Raw genomic sequence first — 23531 nt, 5'->3', positions numbered from 1 at the left:
TAATGCTTCCTATTAAATCGATAAAACTCAAAAATTTTAAATCATACAAAGAGCAATCTTTTGATTTGTCAGGTCTAAATGTATTTTGTGGTAATAACTCTGTCGGTAAGAGTACAGTAATGCAAGCCATAGGTATGGTGTTACAGTCTGATTTTGGTAGTAAAAATGATATAAAGTTAAATGGTGAACTGATAAACATTGGTCGTATTGACGATATTATTAATGACTTTATTTCAGATGATGATCAACTGAAAATCACTCTATCAGTTAAAGAATGTGAAGTTAGTTGGGGGGTTACACAAGAGGACTCAGCAAATATTCGTAATGAACTTCCATGTATTTCAGGTATGGATAGCATTAAAACAATTAAAGATTTTATAAATGCAAGTAATTTTCAATATATTGAAGCCGAACGTATTGGTCCACGAGACAATATTTCTTTATCGCAACACAATTTTCATAGCGATTGGTTGGGGAAAAAAGGTGAATATGTCATCGAAGTATTAGATAATATAATGAATAGACAAGATAGACTAATACTGAAAGATGGTAATCCAAACAAAGACGACCCAAGAATACATCATAATTATAATAATATCAGGGTTGCGAATAATATTCAGGCATGGATGGATGAAATATCCCCAAATTATAAAATAGAGCCAAAATTGGAAGTTAGTGCAAACATTGCTTATAACACAATACAGGCTGAGTCAGGAAAACAAACTAAACCCAAAAACATTGGTTTTGGTTATAGCTATGCTTTGAGTATTGTTTCAGCATTACTTTTAGCAAAACCGGGCGAATTAGTAGTTTTAGAAAACCCGGAAGCCCATTTGCACCCTAGAGGACAAAGCTATATGGGTAGATTAATAGCTTACACTGCTCAAGCGGGAGTGCAGGTATTGGTAGAAACTCATAGCGATCACCTTCTAAACGGAATCCGTGTCGTAGCAAGAACATCTCCTGACTTTTCACCTGAGCTAATTTCGTTATTTTATATTTCACATGAGAATAATGAATCTACTGCAGAAAAGATATCTATTGGCAAAGATGGAAAACTTTCAAGTTGGCCGAAAGGATTCTTTGACCAGCAATCAATTGATATGTATACAATTATGACAGGCTCTTTTGATACCCCTGACTCAATGAAATAAGGATATTCCATGAAAGCTGGTGTCTGCTTATTCTTGGAAAGTTTTTCTCTGGATAAAGATGAATATATTCTTATCCAGCAGATTTCAAAGTTAAAAAAGTTAATGAAACGGATGAACTCTGAGTTTACGAAATTCTGCAAATCAAATGAGTTTGACTCAAAACTTGCACTTTCACTGTGTTCAACCTCATCAGATATTGGCGGGTTAATGAGCCAATTTTATGATATGGGAAAAATAGAAGTTTTATCTTTGAGTTGTGACGATTTGCTTAACGTTATAAATAGTACCCCTCCGTTGTATAATAGTAGAATGATGTATATGTACAATAGTAGGGATAACCCAATTTTAACTGCAATGCGTGATTCAACAATTATTAATGAAGAGGAATTAGTCATGCATTGTCGTAAAATACTTGACGATTATCCCAGAGATAATGTTGAATACGGAAAAAACATTCAAGACATATTTAAAAACATTATATTTATGAATAATGAGGACCATGAAGAGTTTAAAACATTCAACTCCATGGATAAAATAGATGGTGGGTTTGAAAATTTTCATAAAAGTATAACTGATTTTCTTTTCTTCTGTAATAACTATGAAGTGATTCCTGGGGATTCTGCTCAAAATTTAAAAAAAATGGATTCGGCATTAATATATACAGTATGTGAGGAAGGTGGTGGTAAGTCAGGACGAAAGGCGGGAGAGCTAAATAGAGACTTCATCATTGACAAAGTCAAATACACAGACATTAACTGTGAATTCCATTATAAACTATTATATGAAGATGGCCAAAATAGAAAAGGTAAAAGATATAGTGGCAACCGCATATACTTTGGTTTCTTTAATAAAATTGACGGGCAGCCCCCCAGGATAGCAATTTCACATATTGGCAAGCACTTATAGAATATACTAGAAAAGGAAATTAGACATGAAAGAATGCGTAGTTAAAAAAAATACTTTGTGTAAGTGTATTGGTGTTTTATCATTTTTCATTTTCTTTTTTTTATTCTATAAATTGATTTGTTTCCTTATTGATCACAACTATTTTGCTTTTTCAATGATACTACCTTCAATTGTAGGGAGTGTGCCTGTTCTTTTCTTATATAGAAAACACAAAACAATTGTGAAATTATCTTATGATACAATTCTCTTTTTTACCGCTTCTGTATTAATGATAAAATATATTATATATACATATCCAGGACTGGTGAATAAACTTCTGTTAAATAAAGACGGTGGCGAATTTAAAGATTTTTTTGATATGTTTTTGGTTAATCGAAATGGGTATGCTTTATTAATTATTTTAGGCATGTGCGCCCTATCAAAAGCCCTAACAACTGCAAATGATCTGTTTGAAGAAATCTATTTATCCATTTTAAAAAAAAGAGCGTTGAAAACACAAAAAAAGATTGACAAGGCGATATCAAAATTTCTTTGGTGATCAGACACTCTTCAATAACGCACAAATACTTGCCATTAAAAATATATAAACCACTGGGGCTAAACTTAACATAAAAGTTAAGTTCAGCCCCAATAAATCGCCAGTTAATGTGTCATCGATATCTTTAAAAAAGAGTATGACAACCCCAGCAACATTAAAAGAAAACAATAATAGAAATACTGTTGATAATATTGTGATTTGCACATATTTATTATTTATATATTTCATACACCCTCACCTAAGTTCATCTTTATTATGTATAAGATATATACTTCACCGAAAACGTCAATAGTTGAGCAAGAGCTAACAAATAGAAGCTCCGCTTCTATTTGTTGCCTTGTTTTTTCTGCCCTACGGTTGAAAAAATCAACATCTGCATTTATTAATGCTTTTTCTGTTTTTTAATAATGCTCTGTAAAATTTCATTTTGTTCTCTCTGAATACGTTCAAGCTCATCTATTTGTAACTGTTTTTCATCAATTTTAGCTAACAACTCACTGTTCAATATATTCAGTGTGTTTTTTGTTTCAGTAATTTCATCATGAACTTCATTTATTCTATTATCGTACTTTATCGAATTTATTTTGTTACTTTCATAACTTAGATATAAAGAATAACCTTGCATTAGCATTGATATAAATACTAATATTATCCCAATCCAGGTGGGCTTTTTGGACGCAGAAATAGCTTTTGATATTCTTTTATGAAGTCCTTGAACGACGTAAATATCTCCCCCGTCTGCTATACTTTCAATACTGGTAGATATCGCGTCAATTGAAAACATGAATTCCCACAATACTTTTCCCAGAGAAAATGCGAGTACAATTGTGCCAACAAAAGCTAAAACCGCACCGACAATAGACACATACTCAGAGTTAATCATAAGAAAATCGAACATGTTTTTTCCTTGTCACACTATAAAAACAAAATTTAAATTTATAGCAAAACTACTGCCGGTAATTTTTTAGATGTCCCATCACAAAGAATCCCTTTGTTTTTACCTGTTCCTTTAATTATCATTCCACTACAAGAGAGGAATGGCTTCCATTTTTTACCAAATGTAGGTTCTTTTGGTTGCACGTATCTTACACCACATTTTTCACACTTTAAAATATCATCATCATCAGAGTTTTCTTTTAGTATTCTGAGTACTTTTTTAATATTAGCTTCTAATGAAGCTACGTTTTTAAATTTAAACTTTGTACCAATACTATCAAATAAAGACGCACTTAGTGCCTCATAATTTAATTTATCCACATTTCCTTCAAATACATTCCCAACAAAAGGACAAAATACAGAGACTTGCCATTCATTACCTAAATCAAACGTATATGAGTCACCTATATTACTTTGATTTTTGATCTCAAAACCATTCGCAAATAAAATATCGCTAACTTTTTCTTTGGAAAACATATGCACCTCCTTAACGTTAACTATTTATGGGTGAATTTTACTACAAGCTCATTAAACATGCCATAAAATGGCTATAACTCAATGATGATTTTGTTCATACACTTAGCAAAAACACCGCATCAAATATTGACATTTGCAAAAAAGACAATTATTAATCATAACAATACATATGAAAAGGAGTTTATATGGAAAAACAACCAGTTATAATTCATGCTGATAAATGCAGAAAAAAAGAAATTCAGCATTGTAAAAAAAATGCAAATCCTGTTATGGATTCAAAGAGGACTTACTGTGTTAGTGTCAGATTAAACAAAAATGAATTAGCGAAACTTAATATATTAAGAAAGCATTACTCAAAAGGAGAGTGGCTCCGAATGGCTTCCCTTCAAAAGTTGCCCCCTGTTATACCGGCGATTAATACCGAAGCCTGGAAAGCCTTAACTGTCATATCACAAAAGCTAAATCGAATTGCGACCCATATAGATTGTAAAAGCAAAGACAGTCAGCTTACTCATACCGAATTGTTCGCTGTTAAGCGACAACTGGAAGAGCTTCGTCACAACTTGTTAAGAACAGATTTTTGGAGTGCCCCTCGTGAAGGGTATGCGGAAGATCAAGAGGGGTAATAACTTTGCTGGTGTGGTCCAATATGCATTGAAGCCAGGTTCACATCATAAAAGTGATCCAATCGTCATTGGCGGGAACATGTTAAGTGGCTCTGCTCTTGAACTGATTTCCGAATTCAATGGCACAAAACAGCTTCGGCCAGATGTTCAGAAACCGGTTTGGCACAACTCGCTTCGCTTACCCAACGGTGAATCACTAACGAATGAACAGTGGTCGAGTATCGCAGATGACTATATGGAACGAATGGGATTCAGTGATACCCATCTCCGTTGCTATGTCTTACATGACGACGACGGTCAGCACATACACATTATCGCCAGCAGAATCGACATGGCCGGTGGGAAGCTTTACTTAGGTAGGAATGAAAACCTCATCAGCACCCGAATTATCAGTGAAATTGAAATCGATCATAACCTGACAGTTACCAAGACTGCTCCTGCGATTGCACCAAAGCAACCGAAGCGGAAAAAAATCTCTCGCAACGAACAGATGCTATCGGCTCGGACTGGTGTTCTCTCCCCTAAGGAAGCTCTCCAACATATCATTGATAAAAGTTTAACAGATACACCTGACCTTTTAACTTTTATCAGGAGGCTGGAAGAAGCTGAAGTATCCTGGAAGGCCAATATTGCCTCTACCGGCAAAATGAACGGCTTCTCTTTCGAATACCGCGATATAGCTTTCAAAGCTTCACAGTTAGGCAAGGGTTACTCTTGGGCAAATCTTCAAAAGCAACTTAACTACAACCCCGACCACTTAGAAGCTTTACGAACCAACACACCGGCAAAAGACCACCCTGCTCCTGCTCCTGCTCCTGCTCCTGCTCCTGCTCCTGCTCCTGCTCCTGCTCCTGCTCCTGCTCCTGCTCCTGCTCCTGCTCCTGCTCCTGCTCCTGCTCCTGCAAAAGATGTTGCAACAACGGATATTCCAAGGGAAAGCATAAGTGAAAAAATTGTCGAACTGGAACTACGGCTCAGAGAAGACAAACGGAATGAAATCGTAGAAAAGATTCTTCAAAAAAATTCCGTCAAAAAGCAAAAGCATCTCAGGCTCATCGGCTGGATTCCATTTATAAGAAGATTCATAGAGCTTCTCCGAAGCTATGGTAAGAGCCTTCTTCACAAACCCCTCCCTGGATTCTCAAAACTCTACGCTACAAGACCTCTACACAAAGGAAGAAAAATTCATTTATAGACAATAATTTACCACTCACACCGGACAATGATATCAGTTATGTAGTAGCAAGTTTAGGATAAGTCAACAATAAATTGATCGTTATTACAGATCGATAAATTAGTTATGATAGTTACCCCCTATCAAGTGACAATCATCGATCGGTACAAGCAATTTTACTAAAGCCAACGAGTCATCGAGAATCCCTACAAACAGCATTTAATCTTCCAGATTGGGATAGCTATGAAAAACGAAATAATAAAGTGTCCATTTTGCTTTAAAGAGAGCCAGTTCGGAGTACGTGTCTGCACTGGCTGTCACGCAACAATTAACTATGGTGTTGTTTCACCGTGGCTTGCTTTACTCATAGGAATAGTGCTGTTAGTAATTGCTTTCTTCATATTCGCTATCAGTCAAAGTTTTATATTAACTGTCGTTATCTATTTTGCCTCAGCAATTTCTTTAAGATTTTATTTACGCAAGAAATTTGCACACAGAGCCGTTTTCACACATAAAAGCTAACCCTAATCAAATATAATAAGGAAGATAAAATGAATAAATTTATTGTAACCTCCTTTTTCATTGCAATATTTTTAATTTCTGGCTGTTCAACATCAGGGAACCAAAAAATAAAAAATGAAACGGCTCAAAGCCTTCAATCGAAAATAATTAAAAACAAAACAACTAAGGCAGAGCTACTTGTTCAACTTGGTGAGCCTGACACCAGAACGACTCTTGACGATGGCAACGAGCAATGGAGATATTTCATGTATAACAATCAGTTCAATGCCTCGACTTTTATCCCTGTTGTCGGTTTGCTAACTGGCGGTTCCCAGACTCAGTCTAAAACTCTCGAAATCGACTTCAATGGAGAAACCGTAAGCAAGTGGACATTCTCTACTGATAATAACAATACAAAATCTGGCATTCTTAATTAATCGTTTCCTGGACAAGAAAATGAAAACATACTCAATTCTCGCAGTTATCCTTTCTACTTTTCTATTAACAGCCTGTAATTCCGAACCTTCTGAAAAAGACATATACAATGCTTTCAAAAGTGTTGTAGATAGATCAAATGCAAGTATGAAAGCTCTGAACTCAAGTATTCCCGAAAAAGATATTTTAAGAATAGATTATGTTAAGAAACTAAGTTGCACAGAAGAAGCAAACAATGTTTACAACTGCATTGTCGATGCTTCAATTAGCAACATGAAACAAACAAAGCCTGTTAAGCTTGTGAAAGCTGATGGTGTCTGGAAAGAAGTTCAGTAGTATTCTATATCAAGAAGTCTCTTTTAGCCCCTGCATAGGGGCTTTTTTATTGCCTATAACCTGACGGCTCTCACGCGAACTTCATGGGTTAACTCTCCCTCAATTACTTTCATTTCATATTGTGCTCTGACAGTAGCATAGATTTCTTCAGCTTTTTCTTGATTGTTATCAATATAGTTAACGAGATAATTTAGCTCCCTAAGAACCCCTTCTTTATTATTTAATCGTTGTAGTAGATTGCTTGTCAGACTTTTATATACCGAGCTAAACATTGTCATAATGTTGTCTATGTTGCGATTAGAATGAGTGTATAGCTGTTTTGGGTAGAAATACTTTAAATGATAGCCAACGAACACTAAGTATAAATGATAGGAGAAACTTTTATCTCCGGGCTGGTATCGTTTTGATATATATTTATCAATTATAATGATAAGTTGCTCTTCCAGAGTAAACTCTGGATTGATGATTTTTTTGTCCATAAAATGCATCCTTGCATAATTGAAATAGTCTTCCTGACCATATGTTTATATTTATCGCATTTATTTAACTTGTCAATAGGTGTAAACTATCAATTGCTATTTTTTATTAAATGGTCTATTCAATTGTTCCATAGTGAGACCATGTCTATAAGCATTATACTGCCAATAACTAAATTGCTCTTTGTATCTATTGTTCTGTTTTTTTAACATTTCATTTTCAGCTTTTAGATTTAATATTTGTTGTGCCGCAATCGTTAAATTTGCTGGTTTTTTAAGACCTGATTTTTTCAAATTGGACAAATTTTTCTTTGTTTTATATGCTTCAACAACTTCATTATGAGCACTTAAAGATTGCCTTGTGATGGTTCTGTTTAGATTTTTATATACTGATTCACATAAATCATCCCATGTGATTTTGCCGTCCCAAGCCAATATAATATTTGTAATTGTTTTTATTTCACTCCTGTTTAAATGTTTTGCCATATGTATCTCCTGTTTCAATTATTCAATAGTTTATTAATTCTTTCCAAATTTTTCTCATGGTGTTGCAGCCATTTGTCTGCACCATAATCACCATTTTCACAAGCGGTCTGCGTTATACTCTTCAGTTTTGTTACTTTTTCTCGGATAGATTCAAGCTTCATTCTATCAATTGATTCCATGTCCAGTGCCTCATTGTCACATTCCAAAAACTGATTGATTTTAGAACAAGGTTGAACCAAATAGTTATGCACACAGTAACCAAACTCTGTTAAGTGAATTGCCCCTTGATAAAGGTTATCAAAGTCAACTGGCGATTCATTTGAGGGAATTAACTCCCTTTTACAATAATTACTCTTGTTCAATTTAATAGCTTTAATTTTATCTAACATATCTTCTTCCGACACATGGTTATAAACTCTGTTCTGATTCACATTGATACGCCCAGACCATTTAGCTATATCAAGCTCAGACATTTCACCATAGTGAGCTATTGTATTTAATAGGTGCCGTGGTTGGTGCGAGCGAATAAGTAGTGGTTTACCCTCATCATCATAATACCCATATCGTGCAAATATATTTTTATACCCCACCTCAAAGCTTCTTTTACTTTGTATATCGCTAAAGAAGAAACTTTTAGTCGGTTTGTAAAATATGAAAATTGAAGCCATTCGTGATAAAGAAAATTGATCAGCATTGAGCAAGCATAAAGCATTACTAAATCTTATAGATTTCTCTTTATCGTACCATGGAAAGTCTCTGCTAAAACCAGAACTAATCATTTCCCATAGTTCGCACAATGAATAATTATAATCATTGGAGTTTAAGAAACTTTTTCCACCATCCAAACTCGTTCTTTTAATTTTTAAAACACATGATTTATGATCAAATAAATGATACCCCAGTGCATGGCAAACTTGTACAACGGTCAATTTAGTTTTTTCATCAACTGTTGGGCAAAGCTCATGTCGGTAAAATTTATCAGGGTGCTTTTCGCACCAGTGAGCAAATGCTCTTGCATTTTGTGATAAGGAAAGTAATCTTCTAATCGCTTTCTTTGCAACTGGTATCATAACCCGTGGAATCCATTTGATATTAGGGCCATACCCCTTAACCGAATAAAATCTCAACCCATATCTTTCGATACCCTTGCCATCTATTTGTGTAATCTCACAATCAGCAGGTAAGGCTAAAATCTCAGAGATTCTGCTCGGACAACAAAGTAGAAGTGCAAATACTGAACTGGTGAACTTATCTCTTGGGCTCAGTAACTCATCATTTTTTGAAAAAATATCAGCAATAGCGAGTAATGCCTCTTCATCAGGTAACTTATCGCGTCGGTGATAATCCTCGATCTCAGGAAGGTAATTATTTTTGACTTTCTGTTTTACATGGTTTTTCCATGAGATATATCCTGACTTCACAAGATTATGTTCACATAGAAACTTTGATATTTTTTCAAGCTGTATTCCACATTTAGCCAAAACGTTACCTTCAAAATATTTACTTCCGATCTGCATTGCCTCATCGAAAACAACGGCTGTAACATTATAAATGAGACCCGTGTTCTGAACCTGCAAAAGAGCCTGTTCGAGACATCGCAAGGCCATCATAATAGCCCCATAATTTTTCAATGGTTTCAATGAGTGTTGATATCTAATATATGCTTTCGCAAACTTGATATAATCTTCGTGCATTGCATCATTGGAATCAAAGACTTTATTTCCAACCCCTATTTTTCTAAATGTGACATATCCTTTCCAGGCATACTGGTCCCAATCCTGAGTTTGGGTTAGTCCGATCAGTTGATAGCGACAAAACTTTATAAATTCATTATAGTTGCTTTCTGCCGTAAGTTGTTTTTTAGATTTAAATAAAATAATATTATTCATTTGACATTTACCTCATCAATATCAACTGGCATAAAGAAAGCACATTTATCACAAGGGAAATTTTTATTTAAATTCTGACTTATGCATTTTCTTGAAGAGCAAAACTTAATATGATAATTCTCTTTCGAAGTGATTCCATTCATAAAAATATCAGCGACAAATGACAACTGTTCTGAAACTGCGGAATCAATTCTTTCAACACTGTCAGCATGATTTTTAATATAAATCCCCGCACTTGAAGTAGAGGAATGATCCAATAATTCAGCTATAGTATTAACATTATGCCCATCCTTAGCCAGCAAAGTTGCTATTGTATAACGAAGCCTACGAGGAGTAACATTGAGTAGAGAACCGGTACGGTTGGATATTATACCCCCATTATTAATAATACTTTTCAATGCTACATTAGCAATTGTAGGCTTCGCATATAATTTATTATATTCCAGAAGAATTGAACCTGTTATGGATAAATCTGAGAGTTTTTCCTCATTTAAAAAAATAGGAACTTCTCGTTTAGAATAATCATCAAGAGTTTTTCCAAGAGCTTGCTCAAAAAGTTTCACTGATTGATTAGCTTGCAATTGAACAATTGATGCAACCTCTGATATTATTGCAAGTTCTCGATATCGTAGTTCTTTACCCCGTTGTTTAACTCGTGGCACTGAAATTACATATTCTACTTTTCCATTATCTAAGCTCTTTTGAAGAAGGTCTTTGTATTTCAACATAACTAACTGCTGAGGTCTTCTACCTGTAAGGCTGATCAATAGTGATATTGCATAATGTGGCAGTGACAGTTCACCTTTTCTATATGAATGATTCATAGCCTTAATCAAAGAAGTATGTTCTTCTTTAGTTAATGGTCCCTCTGTTGGATCATCTTGAAGCACAGACTGACCAGATTTTTTTATTTTTAGGTCCAAATGCTTTAACAGTTCTACCGCACTTTCATCTATTCCAGGATATCCTAACTCAAACCATTTAATCAAAAATGGTCGTAAAACACGAAATGATGCTGGGGCTTTTGATAATTTCTTATTTTGATATTCAATTAGAACTTTATCATCAATATGAGTAGGAGATAGTTTACGGATAAGACTCTCCATATTTCTAACAATATTTTTCACATACAAGTAGCTGTTGCTATTAAAATAATATTGTACTGTATATACAAATCCACAAACCAAATTTTCGTTCATAGAATATATTAAGTTTGTAAGATTGATTCCGTTGTTTTCAATCGAACTGACGATTTTATGTTCATGAATAGACATTTTATCAGGGTTATATTTAATTAAATTATTCATCAAATCCTCCTTTGAATAGTTGCTCTTGTTGTTCAAGTGCAGTTTTTTTCGATAGCTCAAAAATATGCCTGCGATTATAAATTATTGAAGTTTCTGATCCCGGTCGCCATCCCATGAGATAAGAACGGATTTGTTGCTCTTTTTCATCGGATATGTCCTGATTCTTGTCTATTGCTTTCGAAAACTCATAATTCCATGTGTGTCTGAGTTTGTGACCTGTCAATCCCCCTAGAAGTGAGGAGGATTGACGAACAACACTCACCACTTTGTGATATGAAGAAAATGAAATAGGTTGCCCTTGAGTTTTTCCTTCCTTATAAGTAATAAACAGGAAATCATGTTTGTTAGAATTTTTTATCTTTCTTCGATCATTCAGAATATAATCTGAAATTTCAAACATGAGCTTTGTATCAGCAATTAATTTCCTCTCACAAGTTTTAACTAATGGTTGATACACTCGCGGATCTGTTTTATCATTTGCTCTTCTTCTTATTGCAATTGTCGATTCTGCAAAATCTATATCACCAATTCGCAGATTCAAAAGTTCACCTGCTCTCAGGCCAAAGCAGTGTAATAACAGGAATATTAGGTTGTTTCTTTTTTGCACTTTTCCTGAAAAAGGATTTAAGTTATTACCTGGTGCAAGAATGCTAAACAAAGAATCCAATTGTTCTTTATCTAAGCTTTTTTCTATATCCATATTATATTTGTCATTGTTTCTCGGTTTCTTTCGTTTTATGTTGTTAATGAAATCTAAAATATATTTGAGAGTATCCTTCTGTCCTCTATGAGAAAGATGTATTTTGCACAGCCATTCCAGATAGTTAGCTATGGTTGTAATCCGAAAGTACTTAGTTGGTTTTTTGACATTTGAACTTCTAAAATTATCATCCTCGCAATCTCGGAAATTGAATGAAGTGAATTCAATCAAATCTTCAATTTCATGAGGAGCCAGAAATATATTTTTCTGAATTCTTTCATCAATATTGATCTCTTTCCTCATAAAGAATCGATATAACAATGAAATGCTACCGGCAATAACCTTCATTGTTGATATAGACTCTGACCGATTCCTGACCTGTGTTGTTATATACAAGTTAGGATAATACAATGGTTCACCAGTATCTTTATTTACGATATGACAATACCTCTCACCATTTTCGAACATAAAAGAATCCACACAAATACTATACATATTTCCCTCCTAAACTTTACAAAAAGTATAATTCCAATATATTAATAATAAGCATTTCGTAGATTTACAAATTTATTTGAATCGATCAAATCATTTAGTTAAATTAAAACAGTGAGATAGACGATTATTCCTGTCAAATTATCATCTGGTAGATCTAGTTTATATTATGTACACCTAATACTTCGAAAACTATCTCACTGCCTTGCTAATAAACGGCAACCAAAATAATGTAAGTTATTTTGTAAGGTTTTATGCCAAAATATGGGGCCAAACTTTACATTTTTATAAAAGAGTTTTCAGCCCAATCTGATATCGAATTATCCGTTTCGATAAATTCCTAATTTCATCAGGGCATTTAATTAGCGAGAACCATGTCTCATAAACATTAAACTGTTCGAAAATATTAAGCTCAGAGATCGAATCTAACGGTTCTCTTAGATTCCCCACTAAATACTGGCTTAACCAGTAAACAATCTTTCTGTTAAACTCATTATCAGGTAAATCGTAAATCGCTCCGGGTTCGAAAATTTCAAAAAAAAGTTCCTGACCCAGATTACACATATGGTTATCTTCACTCACAAATTCTTCGATATTCATAACATGTCTCCCCAAATTAACTAAGCAACATTATTTCGACTTGTTTCGATAACTGATTGAATCCACTCGTCAACTTCACTCTCGATAAAAGCAACGGCACGAACTCCTATCTTAACGGGTGCCGGAAACCGACCTTCACTGATCAGACGATAGATCCAGGCCTTGCCGAAACCAGTTCGTTTCAAGACTTCTGGTAAACGAATTAAGCTTTGATTGGTTGTATTCATTTGGCTGTCTCCTCCGCTTCCGTTAAGGAGATATTAGCCACACAGATTTGTATCTATGAAGGGAGTGCTGATAACTGAAAATTTAGATGAGGGAAGAATGGAGAGAAATTTAGGGGAAGAAAAATATTTTCACCATCCCCTTGACAATTGCATGATGATTTATAGCTAGAGAGATCCGAGTTCTGAAATCGGTATGTTGGTGAGATGACTGTTTTTACTAAGAAAGTACTCCAAACTACGAGTTATCTCTCCATTTAAAGCCTTCTCAGCAACGGGCCTATCTGTATCTTTAATGTGATCTTCGCCTCTAATCTCGTGAGTGAAATCAGGATACAACACACGAGACAAGACCATATTTGATATTTTTGCTTTTTTGAATTTTGACCAAATTAGTAGGTCCATCATAGGAATAATGTTGTAATCGATAAGTTTTCTTATTTTTGCGAGCCCTATCTTTTCTGTTTTTACTGGATCAATCTCGTATTCTTTCCTTAGAGTTGGAAGCATAGTTTGCAGGGCTGATATAATTTCCTCATCACTAGATAACCCCAAATCAAATGATACATACATCTTGCTGCTATTTTTGTTGAGAAAAAAGTCTCTCATGGTTTGTGTTATGGGTTTATTTTTTAATTCTTTCTTAAAATCACCATTCTGTTCAAAGAAATCCATATCAAACATTATTAGTTTTTTCTCTAATTTTTCTATATCACCGAAACTTATCTGTACAACATGTTTTTGTCCCTTAACATAGGGATCATGATAATTTTCTTGTCTACTTAAAATAGGATTACCGTCAAGGATTGACTTCAAATTTTGATTTTCATCTTCCCATTCAAAATTTATACTATCAAAAATCACTTCTCTAAAGACAATTTCTCTATGCAGTTCCTTGATTGTAACCGATTTTATCGGTTCGTAGTTATCAAGATTAAACCAGTTCTTCAATTCCTCAAAGGGGCTAATTGCTCTCATAAACCGCTCTTAGAAATAATCATTGAAAATAACATTAAATTTGATATTTATTTATAAAATAAACACCTTCATGTTTTAATACTAATTTTCAGTTAACCAACCAGAGCAAAGTAATTTGCTCCGGTAACTGATTATGGAGTACTAATGTGTCACACACTTTTCCATGAATGCATCGAGGAAATCGTCTGTAATTCCTTGAGGATTCCTTCTTGCACATAATGAATAGAGTTCCTCTACAGCAGAATAGGGGAAGAATCGAGTATCTAATTCTTTAAACTGTGGCATATTAGAAAACTCTATAACTTTATTTCTATATTCGTCAGGTGCCACAACGGTCCAACGTATATTTTTTAACTGTGGTGCATAATCATAAAATTGTTTCATTCTTACCAAACCACTTTTAATACCAGTGCTATGCTCAATCTCCATAACTGCAGGCATTAATTTTCCATTTCGAAACCAAATGCAATCTATAAGCCGAGCTTCCTTGATAGCTTTATCATATGATTGAAGCACTTGTTCATTTCTTAAATTATCTATGACCCCATCCATTTGGGCTATAGATTTTCCATTATATTGGAGGCCTCGATCATTTGCTGCAACCCATGTTCGATAACCTAAGTAATGGCCTATTTTTACTAATGAGATTTGAATTTGTGCATGACGTCTTTTTTCCTCAATCGTCATTCCTTTAGTAGGTAAGATTGTCTCTATATCAACTGATTGATGGACAACATCTAAATTCATCTCAGAAATTATAACATTAGTAATATGTTCTATTGCTACACCATTTTCATGTGGGTCATTTGGTCTATAAATAAGGTGCTTGTGACCTTTTTTAATGTTTTTCTGAGTGTTCATTACCTCAAGGCGATCAAGCTTACACCAATAAAACTCAGGAGTATGGGCCAAAAGGCTTTCGAGAACAGCACGTGTATTATAGCTTGCACCAAAAATACGATCCAAATTGACAGGGACATCTTCCTGTAAAGCATTAGCCAATCTCCACAACATTTGTGTGGAGATGCTTTCCGATTTAGAACTATGTAGTGTCTCACCCTTTTTTGGATCGAATCTTTTGAATTCTATTGGGCCTTCGGGAAGTTGGACATTCGTTACAATGATTCTTCCCGAATTTCGCACATTTACATAATTAAACTGCGTGTTTCTTGGTAGATTGGCAATCGCCTGTGCTAAGTTCGCCGCAGTTACTCTCATATTCGATTCCTAAATGCTCTATAATAGATTTGGCAATACCGGCCGCTGCTAAGTAGGGTACACCGTTACCGACTGTTTTAAACATATTAGACAGAGTCATATAAGCAGGTAATTCAAATTCTTTTGGTAAAGACTGAATTGCTAATGCTTCGGCAACAGTAATTCTTCTTGGTTTATAAGGATGTAAATGTACCTCATTATTACCATAAGCAGCAGTTGGTGAAAATCTCCATCTATGCAACCTTTTATAGGATTTTTTACTATCGTCCCCTTCCTCGACAGTCAAAAACCTCGCAAGCCCTGCTCTTGCCGCGAATACATGCTTTGCATTTGGATGATTATCAACCTGGTTTTTCTTGAACCAATGCTCTACTGTTAACTCTTCTGGGATACCCTTTGGTTTTATAACAGAAGTGTTTTCTGAAAATTGGTTTGTCGTCGGCCAATTATATTCAAATGCAGTTCTTTCAGGGTAGACTCTTTGCCCCCAATTGAACTGACTTGCATATTTTTCATCAAGGAAACCAATCAATATGATTCGTTGCCTATCTTGAGGAGCACCATACTCAATAGAATTTATTAGTTTTTCATGCAAACAATAACCAACCGATTCTAATTGAGTTTTTAAATGGTCAAAAAACTCCCTATGTTTACTGGTACGGTATAGACCTTTAACATTCTCAAAAAGAAAGAAATCTGGTTTCATTTCAAGAATGATATCAATATAGCTTTGTGAAAGCCGACCGTTTTCACCATCTCGACCTTTATTTTTACCCGCTACAGAGAAATCCGGGCATGGTGGACCACCAATAAATCCAGTCAATCGCCCCTCATTTTTAAGTTGAAGCATAGAAGACTTAATTTTTTCATGTTCTACATCTTCAATACTGCACTCTGCATACCCAAAACGAGGTGGTGCTATATTTAATTTTTTCCTCGAATGTTTATATGCATCCATAAACGGAGCATGGTATTCATTCACGAAAACCACTTCATAACCATTTTTTTCAAATCCAAGATCAAGAAATCCTGAACCAGAGAAAAAAGAAAAAATTGCGGGGTTAATTGTGGACATTTTTTACCTATTAAATTTAAATTAAAAATATAGCCATTGTAATCATATCACACGGCTATGCCAGTGGATAGTTAATAGTTGATCAAGCTACTTTGTTGTAAAATCAAAGGGACTGATAAACCTATCTTTCAAGGCATTAAGGTAATCAGCCCACCACTGCAACATAAGCCTTCTTTCATCAAGGTGTTCTGCTTTATGAATGTAGGCAGCACGAACGGAGTTTCGCTCTTGGTGGCTCATCTGCCGTTCAACAGCATCCCTTGACCATTTTCCCGATTCGATCAACGCACTACATGCCATCGCACGAAAACCATGTCCACATACTTCAACCGTAGTGTCGTAGCCCATAGACCTTAAAGCCTTGTTTACCGTGTTTTCACTCATAGGCTTTCTAAAATCATGATCACCAATGAACACAAGTTCACATTCACCGCTGATTTCTCTGATATCTTTGAGGAGTTCTAAAGCCTGACGACTTAACGGCACGAGGTGTGGGGTCTTCATTTTTGAGCCTCGATGAGAATATTTGACCCCTGGCAATGGCTCACGTTCCCCAGGGATAGTCCACATGGCATTGTCGAAATCTATCTCTGACCAACGAGCAAACCTGAGTTCACTTGAACGAATGAAAATGAGCAATGTGAGTTTCACGGCTAACTTCGTGAGTTTTCTACCCTTGAAACTATCAATTCGTTCTAAAAGTTCTGAGAATCGTTCGAATGGTAAAGCTGGCCTGTGGACTCTTTTAGCTACCGCAATAGCTCCTGCCATCTCCTGAGCAGGGTTGTAATCTATCAGCCCATTCTGGACAGCATATCTCATTACTGCCGTTGTTCTTTGCTGTAATCGGGAAGCAACTTCCAATCGCCCGGAAGCTTCAACAGCCTTGATAGGGGCAAGAAGATCTCTGGTATTAAGTTCGGATATTTTTCTTCTACCAATAGCAGTAAAGAGACCATCTTCCATGCTTTTTAGAACTCTCTCGCTGTGGGAATCAGACCATTTCCTTTTACAGGCAGTATGCCAGTCCCTTGCGACAGCCTCGAATGTCAGAGCTTCGCTCTGCTCGATCTTGTCTGCTTTTTTCTTCTCGGAAGGGTCGATACCATCAGATACCAACTTTTTGGCCTCATCTCGTTTCCTGCGAGCTTCACCAAGAGAGACCATTGGGTAGACACCCAATGCTAAAACTTTCTGTTTACCGTCGAAACGATATTGAAGTCGCCAGTATTTTGAGCCATTGGGGTTGATCAGCAAGTGCATCCCCTGCCCATCAGTGAGTTTGAAAGGTTTGTCGGAGGGCTTGGTAGTTCTAACTTTGATATCGGTGAGAGCCATCAGTTGATACCTCCAGTGTTGGTATCAAAATCTATCGAACCGGGAATACCAACAGTTATACCATCATCAGTTGGTATATGTTCAAGGAATTGAGTAGACGTGGACAGACTAAGGAAAGCAAAGAACCTGCGTAACTCGCTGTTTTTATGGACTAAATTAGACGTTAGTAGACTTGAAAAAAGCTTTGTATGGTGCCGAAGGCCGGACTCGAACCGGCACGTATTTCTACGGTTGATTTTGAATCAACTGCGTCTACCGATTTCGCCACTCCGGCACGGAAGGGATGCGGAAAACGTTGTGGATTATACCTGTCGTGCGCCACCATGCAAGCGCCAGCGTGTGTCTGGCTCGCTAAGTGTTGAAAATTTCAGCATTACCTTTCCCACCTGTAACCCTCATCACAGTTTATTCCCCGCAACAACCACCCTAATCCCCCCTTCTGCGAAGCGTCCCGTTTCCCCATGCTCTACACTTCCAGTTCAACACCACACTGAGGGAAACACGATGTCGATGATAAAAAGCTACGCCGCTAAAGAAGCAGGCAGCGAACTCGAACTCTATGAATATGATGCGGGCGAGCTCAAGCCGGAAGATGTCGAAGTCCAGGTCGATTACTGCGGTATCTGCCATTCTGATTTGTCGATGATCGACAACGAATGGGGGTTCTCTCAGTATCCGCTGGTTGCCGGGCATGAGGTGATTGGTCGCGTGGCAGCTCTCGGCAGCGCGGCGCAGGATAAGGGTCTGAAGGTTGGTCAGCGCGTCGGTATTGGCTGGACGGCCCGCAGCTGCGGGCACTGCGACGCCTGTATCAGCGGTAATCAAATCAACTGCCTGGAAGGTTCCGTTCCCACTATTCTTAATCGCGGCGGCTTTGCCGAGAAGCTGCGGGCCGACTGGCAGTGGGTGATCCCGCTGCCGGAGAGTATCGATCTGGCGGCCGCTGGCCCATTATTGTGCGGCGGCATTACGGTGTTCAAACCGCTGCTGATGCACCATATCACCGCCACCAGCCGCGTCGGGGTGATCGGCATCGGCGGCCTGGGGCATATCGCCATTAAGCTGTTACACGCGATGGGTTGCGAAGTCACCGCATTCAGTTCCAATCCGGCGAAAGAGCAGGAAGTGCTGGCAATGGGGGCGGATAAGGTGGTCAACAGCCGCGATCCAGATGCGCTAAAAGCACTGGCGGGCCAGTTCGATCTCATCATTAACACGGTTAACGTCGATCTCGACTGGCAGCCCTATTTTGAAGCGCTGGCCTACGGCGGTAACTTCCATACCGTCGGTGCAGTGCTGAAGCCGCTGCCGGTACCGGCGTTCACCTTAATTGTCGGGGATCGTAGCATCTCCGGTTCGGCGACCGGGACGCCATTCGAGCTGCGCAAGCTGATGAAGTTTGCCGGGCGCAGCAAGGTGTCGCCTACCACCGAGCTGTACCCGATGTCGCAAATTAACGAAGCAATCCAGCATGTGCGTGACGGCAAGGCCCGCTACCGCGTGGTGCTGAAAGCCGACTTCTGATCGTCTTTGCCGGGTGGCGTAAGCTTCCCGGCTATTCTCCCCGCTATTCCAGGCAGGTAAAATTCTCCTCACAATCTCCGCAATTTAGCGGTGAAGAGTGCGTCACGGTTGCCTATACTCCAGGCAGGATAAATGGAGGAAATCTCAATGAGCACACCCCTGCTAATTGCCCGCACGCCGGACACCGAACTGTTTTTACTGCCAGGCATGGCCAACCGTCACGGGCTGATTACCGGCGCCACCGGGACCGGTAAAACCGTCACACTACAAAAGCTGGCCGAATCGTTGTCCGAGATTGGCGTACCGGTATTTATGGCCGATGTGAAAGGTGACTTAACCGGCGTAGCCGAAGAAGGACAAGCCTCTGAAAAGCTGCTCGCCCGCCTGAAAAACATCGGCATTACCGACTGGCAACCGCATGGTAATCCGGTCACGGTGTGGGATATCTTCGGCGAAAAGGGTCACCCGGTGCGAGCCACGGTATCTGACCTCGGGCCGCTGCTGCTGGCTCGTCTGTTGAATCTCAACGACGTTCAGTCCGGCGTGCTGGATATTATCTTCCGCATTGCCGATGACCAGGGCCTGCTGCTGCTCGATTTCAAAGACCTGCGGGCCATTACTCAGTACATCGGCGATAACGCTAAATCCTTCCAGAATCAGTACGGCAATATCAGCAGCGCTTCGGTCGGGGCTATCCAGCGCGGACTGCTGTCGCTGGAGCAGCAGGGAGCGGCACACTTCTTTGGCGAACCGATGCTGGACATCAAAGACTGGATGCGTACCGACGCCAGCGGCAAAGGGATGATTAATATCCTCAGCGCCGAGAAGCTCTACCAGATGCCCAAACTGTACGCCGCCAGCCTGCTGTGGATGCTCTCAGAACTGTACGAACAGTTGCCGGAAGCGGGCGATCTGGAGAAGCCAAAACTGGTGTTCTTCTTTGATGAAGCGCATCTGCTGTTCAACGATGCCCCGCAGGTGCTGCTGGATAAAATCGAACAGGTGATCCGTCTGATCCGCTCGAAAGGGGTCGGCGTGTGGTTCGTCTCGCAAAACCCGTCGGATATTCCGGACAACGTGCTTGGTCAGTTGGGGAACCGCGTGCAGCACGCCCTGCGCGCGTTCACGCCGAAAGATCAGAAAGCAGTGAAAACCGCGGCGCAAACCATGCGCGCCAACCCGGCATTTGATACCGAAAAAGCCATTCAGGAGCTGGGAACCGGCGAGGCGCTGGTGTCGTTTCTGGACGCCAAAGGCAGCCCGTCGGTGGTTGAACGGGCGATGGTGATTGCGCCGTGCTCACGGATGGGACCGGTGACGGACGACGAGCGCAACGGGCTGATTAATCACTCTTCGCTGTACGGCAAATATGAAGAAGATATCGACCGAGAGTCCGCCTATGAACGTTTACAGCAAGGCGTGCAGGCCAGTACCGAGCAGCAAAATACGCCTCCCGCCAACGGTAAAGCGGTCGAGGTGGATGGCGGTATCCTCGGTGGATTGAAGGATATTTTATTTGGCAGCACAGGGCCGCGCGGCGGCAAGCGTGATGGCGTGGTACAGAGCGTGGCGAAAAGCGCGGCACGACAGGTTACTAATCAGATAATCCGCGGCATGTTGGGGAGTTTGATGGGCGGGAGAAAACGCTAGCCCGTATTACGTTGCCGGATGGCGGCTTAACGCCTTATCCGGCCTACGGGTCCGGAGTAGGCCTGAAAAGCGCAACGCCATCAGGCCTACGATTACTATGATTACGATTTACGCAGCATCAGCCACAGGCTTATCAGGAAGAAGCTGGCGCTTGGCAGCAGCGCACCGATAATCGGCGGAATGCCGTACACCAGCGTCAGCGGGCCAAAGATTTGGTCCAGCACATAGAACACAAAACCGAAGCTAATCCCCGTCACCACACGCACACCCATCGGGACGCTACGCAGCGGACCAAAGATAAACGACAGCGCCATCAGCATCATGACCGCCACTGACAGAGGCTGGAAGACTTTGCTCCACATATTGAGCTGGTAGCGTCCGGCATCCTGGCCGCTCGACTTCAGGTACTTCACGTAGTTATGCAGTCCGCTAATCGACAGCGCGTCAGGATCCAACGCCACGACGCCGAGCTTGTCGGGCGTGAGATTGGTTTTCCAGGTGCCGCTCACCGTCTGCGAGCCGGTGATTTGTTTCGGATCGGTCAGGTTGGATTCATCCACCTGCGACAAACGCCAAACCTTCTGCTCCGGGTCAAACGTCGCGCTCGCAGCGTAGCGTACAGACTGCAGACGGCGCTTGTCGTTAAACGAGTAGATGCTAATCCCGCCCAACTCGGCCTCGCCTTTCACCCGCTCGATGTAGACAAAGCTGTCACCGTCTTTCGCCCACAAACCCTGCTGGGTAGAGAGCAGCGAGCCGCCGTACATCTGCTGCGCACGGTAGTTACGCGCCATCTGTTCACCCTGCGGTGCGACCCATTCGCCAATGGCCATCGTCAGCAGCACCAGCGGAATCGCGGTTTTCATCACCGACAACGCCACCTGCATACGGGTAAAGCCAGAAGCCTGCATCACCACCAGTTCACTGCGCTGGGCCAGCATGCCCAGCCCCAGCAATGCCCCTAGCAGCGCCGCCATCGGGAAGAAGATCTGGATATCTTTCGGCGCACTGAGCAGGGTATACAGCCCGGCGCCCATCGCATCGTAGCTCCCCTGCCCGGCTTTTTTCAGCTGGTCAACGAACTTGATGATCCCGGAGAGCGACACCAGCATGAACAGCGTCATCATGATGGTGGTGAAAATGGTTTTACCGATATAGCGGTCAAGTACACCAAAAGGCTGCATTATACCGCTCCTTTACGCATAAAACGGGCACGCAAGCGGCGCATCGGCACCGTATCCCAGAGGTTAAGCACAATCGCCAGCGCCAGATAAGCCAGGTTAACCACCCACATCCAGAACACCGGATCCAGCTTACCTTTGCCACCGTTCGACTTCAGCGATGTCTGAACCAGGAAGAACAGCAAATAGAGCAGCATTGCTGGCAGCATCGACAACACGCGACCCTGACGCGGGTTTACCACGCTCAGCGGTACAACCATCAGCGCCATCATAAATACGGTGAATACTAACGTGATACGCCAGGTCAGCTCCGCGCGGGCGCGATCGGTGTCGGTCGCCAGCAGCGTACGCATGGTCATCTGTTCGGTATCGTTTGGATCCAGCGCCACGGCCTGATGGCCGATAATCGCCTGATAATCCTGGAAGTCGGTAATGCGGAAATCGCGCAGCAGCGCGGTACCTTCAAAGCGCGTCCCCTGGTTTAGCGTCACAACCTGAGAGCCATCGCGCAATTGGGTAAGATGTCCGGAATCAGCTACGACGACCGAAGGACGAGCGTTGCCTTTCGGGCGGATTTGCGCGAGAAACACGTCTTTGAAGTTGCTGCCGTCAACGCTTTCGATAAACAGCACCGAACTGCCGTTGGTCGCCTGCTGGAATTGCCCCTGAGCAAGCGCCGCCATACCGGGGTTCGCTTTCGCCTCCGCCAGGACTTCGTCCTGATGTCTGGAGGACCACGGTCCGGCCCACATCACGTTGACCGCCGCAATAATACTGGTAAACAACGCCAGCACCATCGCCGCTTTAACAAGCACAGCCTTGCTCAGCCCGCAGGCATGCATGACCGTAATTTCACTTTCGGTATACAGTTTGCCCAGCGTCATCAGCAGCCCGAGGAACAGGCTTAAGGGCAAGATAAGTTGCGCCATTTCTGGCACGCCCAGCCCCAGCAGCGAGAGCACCAGATTTGCCGGGATATCACCGTCAACAGCCGCACCAAGGATCCTGACCAACTTTTGACAAAAGAAGATCAAAAGCAGGATGAATAGGATCGCAAGTTGGCTTTTGAGCGTTTCCCGAACCAGATATCTTATGATTATCACTTTAAATACGCCCGTAAAAACCCGTCTTTTGCCGGAATTTAGCTTGTTTCATGGCTTAAACGTCATTTATTCTCTTGAGTCGTCGAAATCGTCGCTAAGATCATTATACTCAACGGATCCACCTCTCAGAAATTGTTCTGACGTGCCAATGCCGTAATAACGTTAAGATTAACACGAAGTCACCGCAACAGCGGGTATGAGTTACGA

The 23531-nt window shown here is 40.3% G+C and carries 27 protein-coding genes and 1 tRNA gene; 10 read left to right on the top strand and 18 right to left on the bottom strand.

Going from position 1 to position 23531, the window contains the following annotated elements; all coding sequences use genetic code 11:
* The first annotated feature begins 2 nt into the window (after positions 1 to 2).
* From C2U41_RS25750 to C2U41_RS25740, 3 genes are read left to right on the top strand one after another with little or no spacing between them, the layout of a single operon-like run.
* The gene (locus tag C2U41_RS25750) at positions 3 to 1154 is read left to right on the top strand and encodes a DUF3696 domain-containing protein (protein WP_103848403.1); all 1152 of its coding nucleotides are present in this window, start codon (positions 3 to 5) and stop codon (positions 1152 to 1154) included.
* Between the two features lie 9 nt (positions 1155 to 1163).
* Positions 1164 to 2060, top strand: a complete 897-nt coding sequence (locus tag C2U41_RS25745) for a hypothetical protein (protein WP_103848402.1) — start codon at positions 1164 to 1166, stop codon at positions 2058 to 2060.
* Between the two features lie 25 nt (positions 2061 to 2085).
* Positions 2086 to 2598, top strand: coding sequence for a hypothetical protein (locus tag C2U41_RS25740; RefSeq protein WP_103848401.1), 513 nt, complete (start codon positions 2086 to 2088; stop codon positions 2596 to 2598).
* Here C2U41_RS25740 and C2U41_RS25735 read toward each other — a convergent pair whose 3' ends face one another.
* The 3 genes from C2U41_RS25735 to C2U41_RS25725 form a co-directional block, all read right to left on the bottom strand.
* Complete coding sequence (locus C2U41_RS25735; RefSeq protein WP_063160842.1) at positions 2599 to 2826, bottom strand: hypothetical protein; 228 nt, start codon at positions 2824 to 2826, stop codon at positions 2599 to 2601.
* A gap of 154 nt (positions 2827 to 2980) precedes the next feature.
* Positions 2981 to 3496, bottom strand: a complete 516-nt coding sequence (locus tag C2U41_RS25730) for a hypothetical protein (protein WP_103848400.1) — start codon at positions 3494 to 3496, stop codon at positions 2981 to 2983.
* Positions 3497 to 3534: 38 nt separating this feature from the next.
* On the bottom strand, positions 3535 to 4011 hold the full coding sequence (locus tag C2U41_RS25725) for a hypothetical protein (protein WP_103848399.1): 477 nt from the start codon (positions 4009 to 4011) through the stop codon (positions 3535 to 3537).
* Positions 4012 to 4280: 269 nt separating this feature from the next.
* On the opposite strand from C2U41_RS25725, the gene C2U41_RS25720 reads away from it, so the two are divergent.
* The 5 genes from C2U41_RS25720 to C2U41_RS25700 all read left to right on the top strand — a co-directional run bounded on the left by C2U41_RS25720 (position 4281) and on the right by C2U41_RS25700 (position 7083).
* On the top strand, positions 4281 to 4637 hold the full coding sequence (locus C2U41_RS25720) for a hypothetical protein (protein ID WP_225379330.1): 357 nt from the start codon (positions 4281 to 4283) through the stop codon (positions 4635 to 4637).
* Positions 4606 to 5832, top strand: a complete 1227-nt coding sequence (locus C2U41_RS25715) for a relaxase/mobilization nuclease domain-containing protein (protein WP_103848398.1) — start codon at positions 4606 to 4608, stop codon at positions 5830 to 5832. The genes C2U41_RS25720 and C2U41_RS25715 overlap by 32 nt, the downstream gene beginning before the upstream one ends.
* A 222-nt stretch (positions 5833 to 6054) precedes the next feature.
* Positions 6055 to 6333 carry a hypothetical protein gene (locus tag C2U41_RS30245; RefSeq protein WP_078207325.1) on the top strand — a complete coding sequence of 93 codons (279 nt, stop codon included), beginning with the start codon at positions 6055 to 6057 and terminating at the stop codon, positions 6331 to 6333.
* A gap of 29 nt (positions 6334 to 6362) precedes the next feature.
* A complete protein-coding gene (locus tag C2U41_RS25705) occupies positions 6363 to 6749 on the top strand; it encodes a hypothetical protein (protein ID WP_023339480.1) in 387 nt (128 codons plus the stop codon).
* 19 nt (positions 6750 to 6768) lie between these two features.
* Positions 6769 to 7083, top strand: a complete 315-nt coding sequence (locus C2U41_RS25700) for a cell wall-binding protein (protein ID WP_103848397.1) — start codon at positions 6769 to 6771, stop codon at positions 7081 to 7083.
* A gap of 53 nt (positions 7084 to 7136) precedes the next feature.
* Here C2U41_RS25700 and C2U41_RS25695 read toward each other — a convergent pair whose 3' ends face one another.
* From C2U41_RS25695 to C2U41_RS25640, 12 genes are all read right to left on the bottom strand, one after another.
* A complete protein-coding gene (locus tag C2U41_RS25695) occupies positions 7137 to 7562 on the bottom strand; it encodes a hypothetical protein (RefSeq protein ID WP_103848396.1) in 426 nt (141 codons plus the stop codon).
* 96 nt (positions 7563 to 7658) lie between these two features.
* Positions 7659 to 8045 carry a hypothetical protein gene (locus tag C2U41_RS25690; protein ID WP_032746578.1) on the bottom strand — a complete coding sequence of 129 codons (387 nt, stop codon included), beginning with the start codon at positions 8043 to 8045 and terminating at the stop codon, positions 7659 to 7661.
* 14 nt (positions 8046 to 8059) lie between these two features.
* The gene (locus C2U41_RS25685; RefSeq protein WP_103848395.1) at positions 8060 to 9934 is read right to left on the bottom strand and encodes a DNA-binding protein; all 1875 of its coding nucleotides are present in this window, start codon (positions 9932 to 9934) and stop codon (positions 8060 to 8062) included.
* Positions 9931 to 11241, bottom strand: coding sequence for a site-specific integrase (locus C2U41_RS25680; RefSeq protein ID WP_103848394.1), 1311 nt, complete (start codon positions 11239 to 11241; stop codon positions 9931 to 9933). Before C2U41_RS25680 ends, C2U41_RS25685 begins: the two co-directional genes overlap by 4 nt.
* On the bottom strand, positions 11234 to 12436 hold the full coding sequence (locus C2U41_RS25675; RefSeq protein ID WP_103848393.1) for a tyrosine-type recombinase/integrase: 1203 nt from the start codon (positions 12434 to 12436) through the stop codon (positions 11234 to 11236). Before C2U41_RS25675 ends, C2U41_RS25680 begins: the two co-directional genes overlap by 8 nt.
* Before the next feature lie 282 nt (positions 12437 to 12718).
* Positions 12719 to 13033: a hypothetical protein gene (locus C2U41_RS25670; protein WP_103848392.1), complete on the bottom strand. Its 315-nt coding sequence runs from the start codon at positions 13031 to 13033 to the stop codon at positions 12719 to 12721.
* Between the two features lie 20 nt (positions 13034 to 13053).
* Entirely contained in the window at positions 13054 to 13260 is a 207-nt protein-coding gene (locus C2U41_RS25665; RefSeq protein WP_059236045.1) for a helix-turn-helix transcriptional regulator, read from the bottom strand.
* A gap of 165 nt (positions 13261 to 13425) precedes the next feature.
* A complete protein-coding gene (locus tag C2U41_RS25660; protein WP_103848391.1) occupies positions 13426 to 14235 on the bottom strand; it encodes a DUF6387 family protein in 810 nt (269 codons plus the stop codon).
* A 141-nt stretch (positions 14236 to 14376) separates the two neighbouring features.
* Positions 14377 to 15453 (bottom strand): hypothetical protein, encoded by a 1077-nt coding sequence (locus tag C2U41_RS25655; protein WP_032301165.1) that lies wholly within the window; start codon positions 15451 to 15453, stop codon positions 14377 to 14379.
* Positions 15389 to 16528 (bottom strand): DNA cytosine methyltransferase, encoded by a 1140-nt coding sequence (locus tag C2U41_RS25650; RefSeq protein ID WP_059236049.1) that lies wholly within the window; start codon positions 16526 to 16528, stop codon positions 15389 to 15391. Before C2U41_RS25650 ends, C2U41_RS25655 begins: the two co-directional genes overlap by 65 nt.
* 87 nt (positions 16529 to 16615) lie before the next feature.
* Complete coding sequence (locus tag C2U41_RS25645) at positions 16616 to 17866, bottom strand: tyrosine-type recombinase/integrase (RefSeq protein ID WP_103848390.1); 1251 nt, start codon at positions 17864 to 17866, stop codon at positions 16616 to 16618.
* 189 nt (positions 17867 to 18055) lie between these two features.
* Positions 18056 to 18140, bottom strand: a tRNA-Leu gene (locus C2U41_RS25640).
* 230 nt (positions 18141 to 18370) lie between these two features.
* On the opposite strand from C2U41_RS25640, the gene ahr reads away from it, so the two are divergent.
* On the top strand, positions 18371 to 19390 hold the full coding sequence (ahr, locus tag C2U41_RS25635) for an NADPH-dependent aldehyde reductase Ahr (protein WP_103848389.1): 1020 nt from the start codon (positions 18371 to 18373) through the stop codon (positions 19388 to 19390).
* 147 nt (positions 19391 to 19537) lie between these two features.
* Positions 19538 to 21040 (top strand): helicase HerA-like C-terminal domain-containing protein, encoded by a 1503-nt coding sequence (locus C2U41_RS25630; RefSeq protein WP_103848405.1) that lies wholly within the window; start codon positions 19538 to 19540, stop codon positions 21038 to 21040.
* 101 nt (positions 21041 to 21141) lie between these two features.
* On the opposite strand, the gene lptG is transcribed toward C2U41_RS25630, so the two are convergent.
* The 3 genes from lptG to C2U41_RS29835 form a co-directional block, all read right to left on the bottom strand.
* Positions 21142 to 22224, bottom strand: coding sequence for an LPS export ABC transporter permease LptG (gene lptG, locus C2U41_RS25625; protein ID WP_003025875.1), 1083 nt, complete (start codon positions 22222 to 22224; stop codon positions 21142 to 21144).
* Positions 22224 to 23324: an LPS export ABC transporter permease LptF gene (gene lptF, locus C2U41_RS25620; protein WP_003839630.1), complete on the bottom strand. Its 1101-nt coding sequence runs from the start codon at positions 23322 to 23324 to the stop codon at positions 22224 to 22226. Before lptF ends, lptG begins: the two co-directional genes overlap by 1 nt.
* A gap of 62 nt (positions 23325 to 23386) precedes the next feature.
* Positions 23387 to 23437, bottom strand: coding sequence for a hypothetical protein (locus tag C2U41_RS29835; protein WP_212723231.1), 51 nt, complete (start codon positions 23435 to 23437; stop codon positions 23387 to 23389).
* Positions 23438 to 23531: the final 94 nt, after the last annotated feature.

Origin of the sequence: Citrobacter freundii complex sp. CFNIH4, from assembly GCF_002934505.1 — a bacterium.
GTDB lineage: Bacteria > Pseudomonadota > Gammaproteobacteria > Enterobacterales > Enterobacteriaceae > Citrobacter > Citrobacter freundii.
Note: the sequence above shows the minus strand (reverse complement) of the source record. Positions and strands in the feature narration are given on the sequence as shown.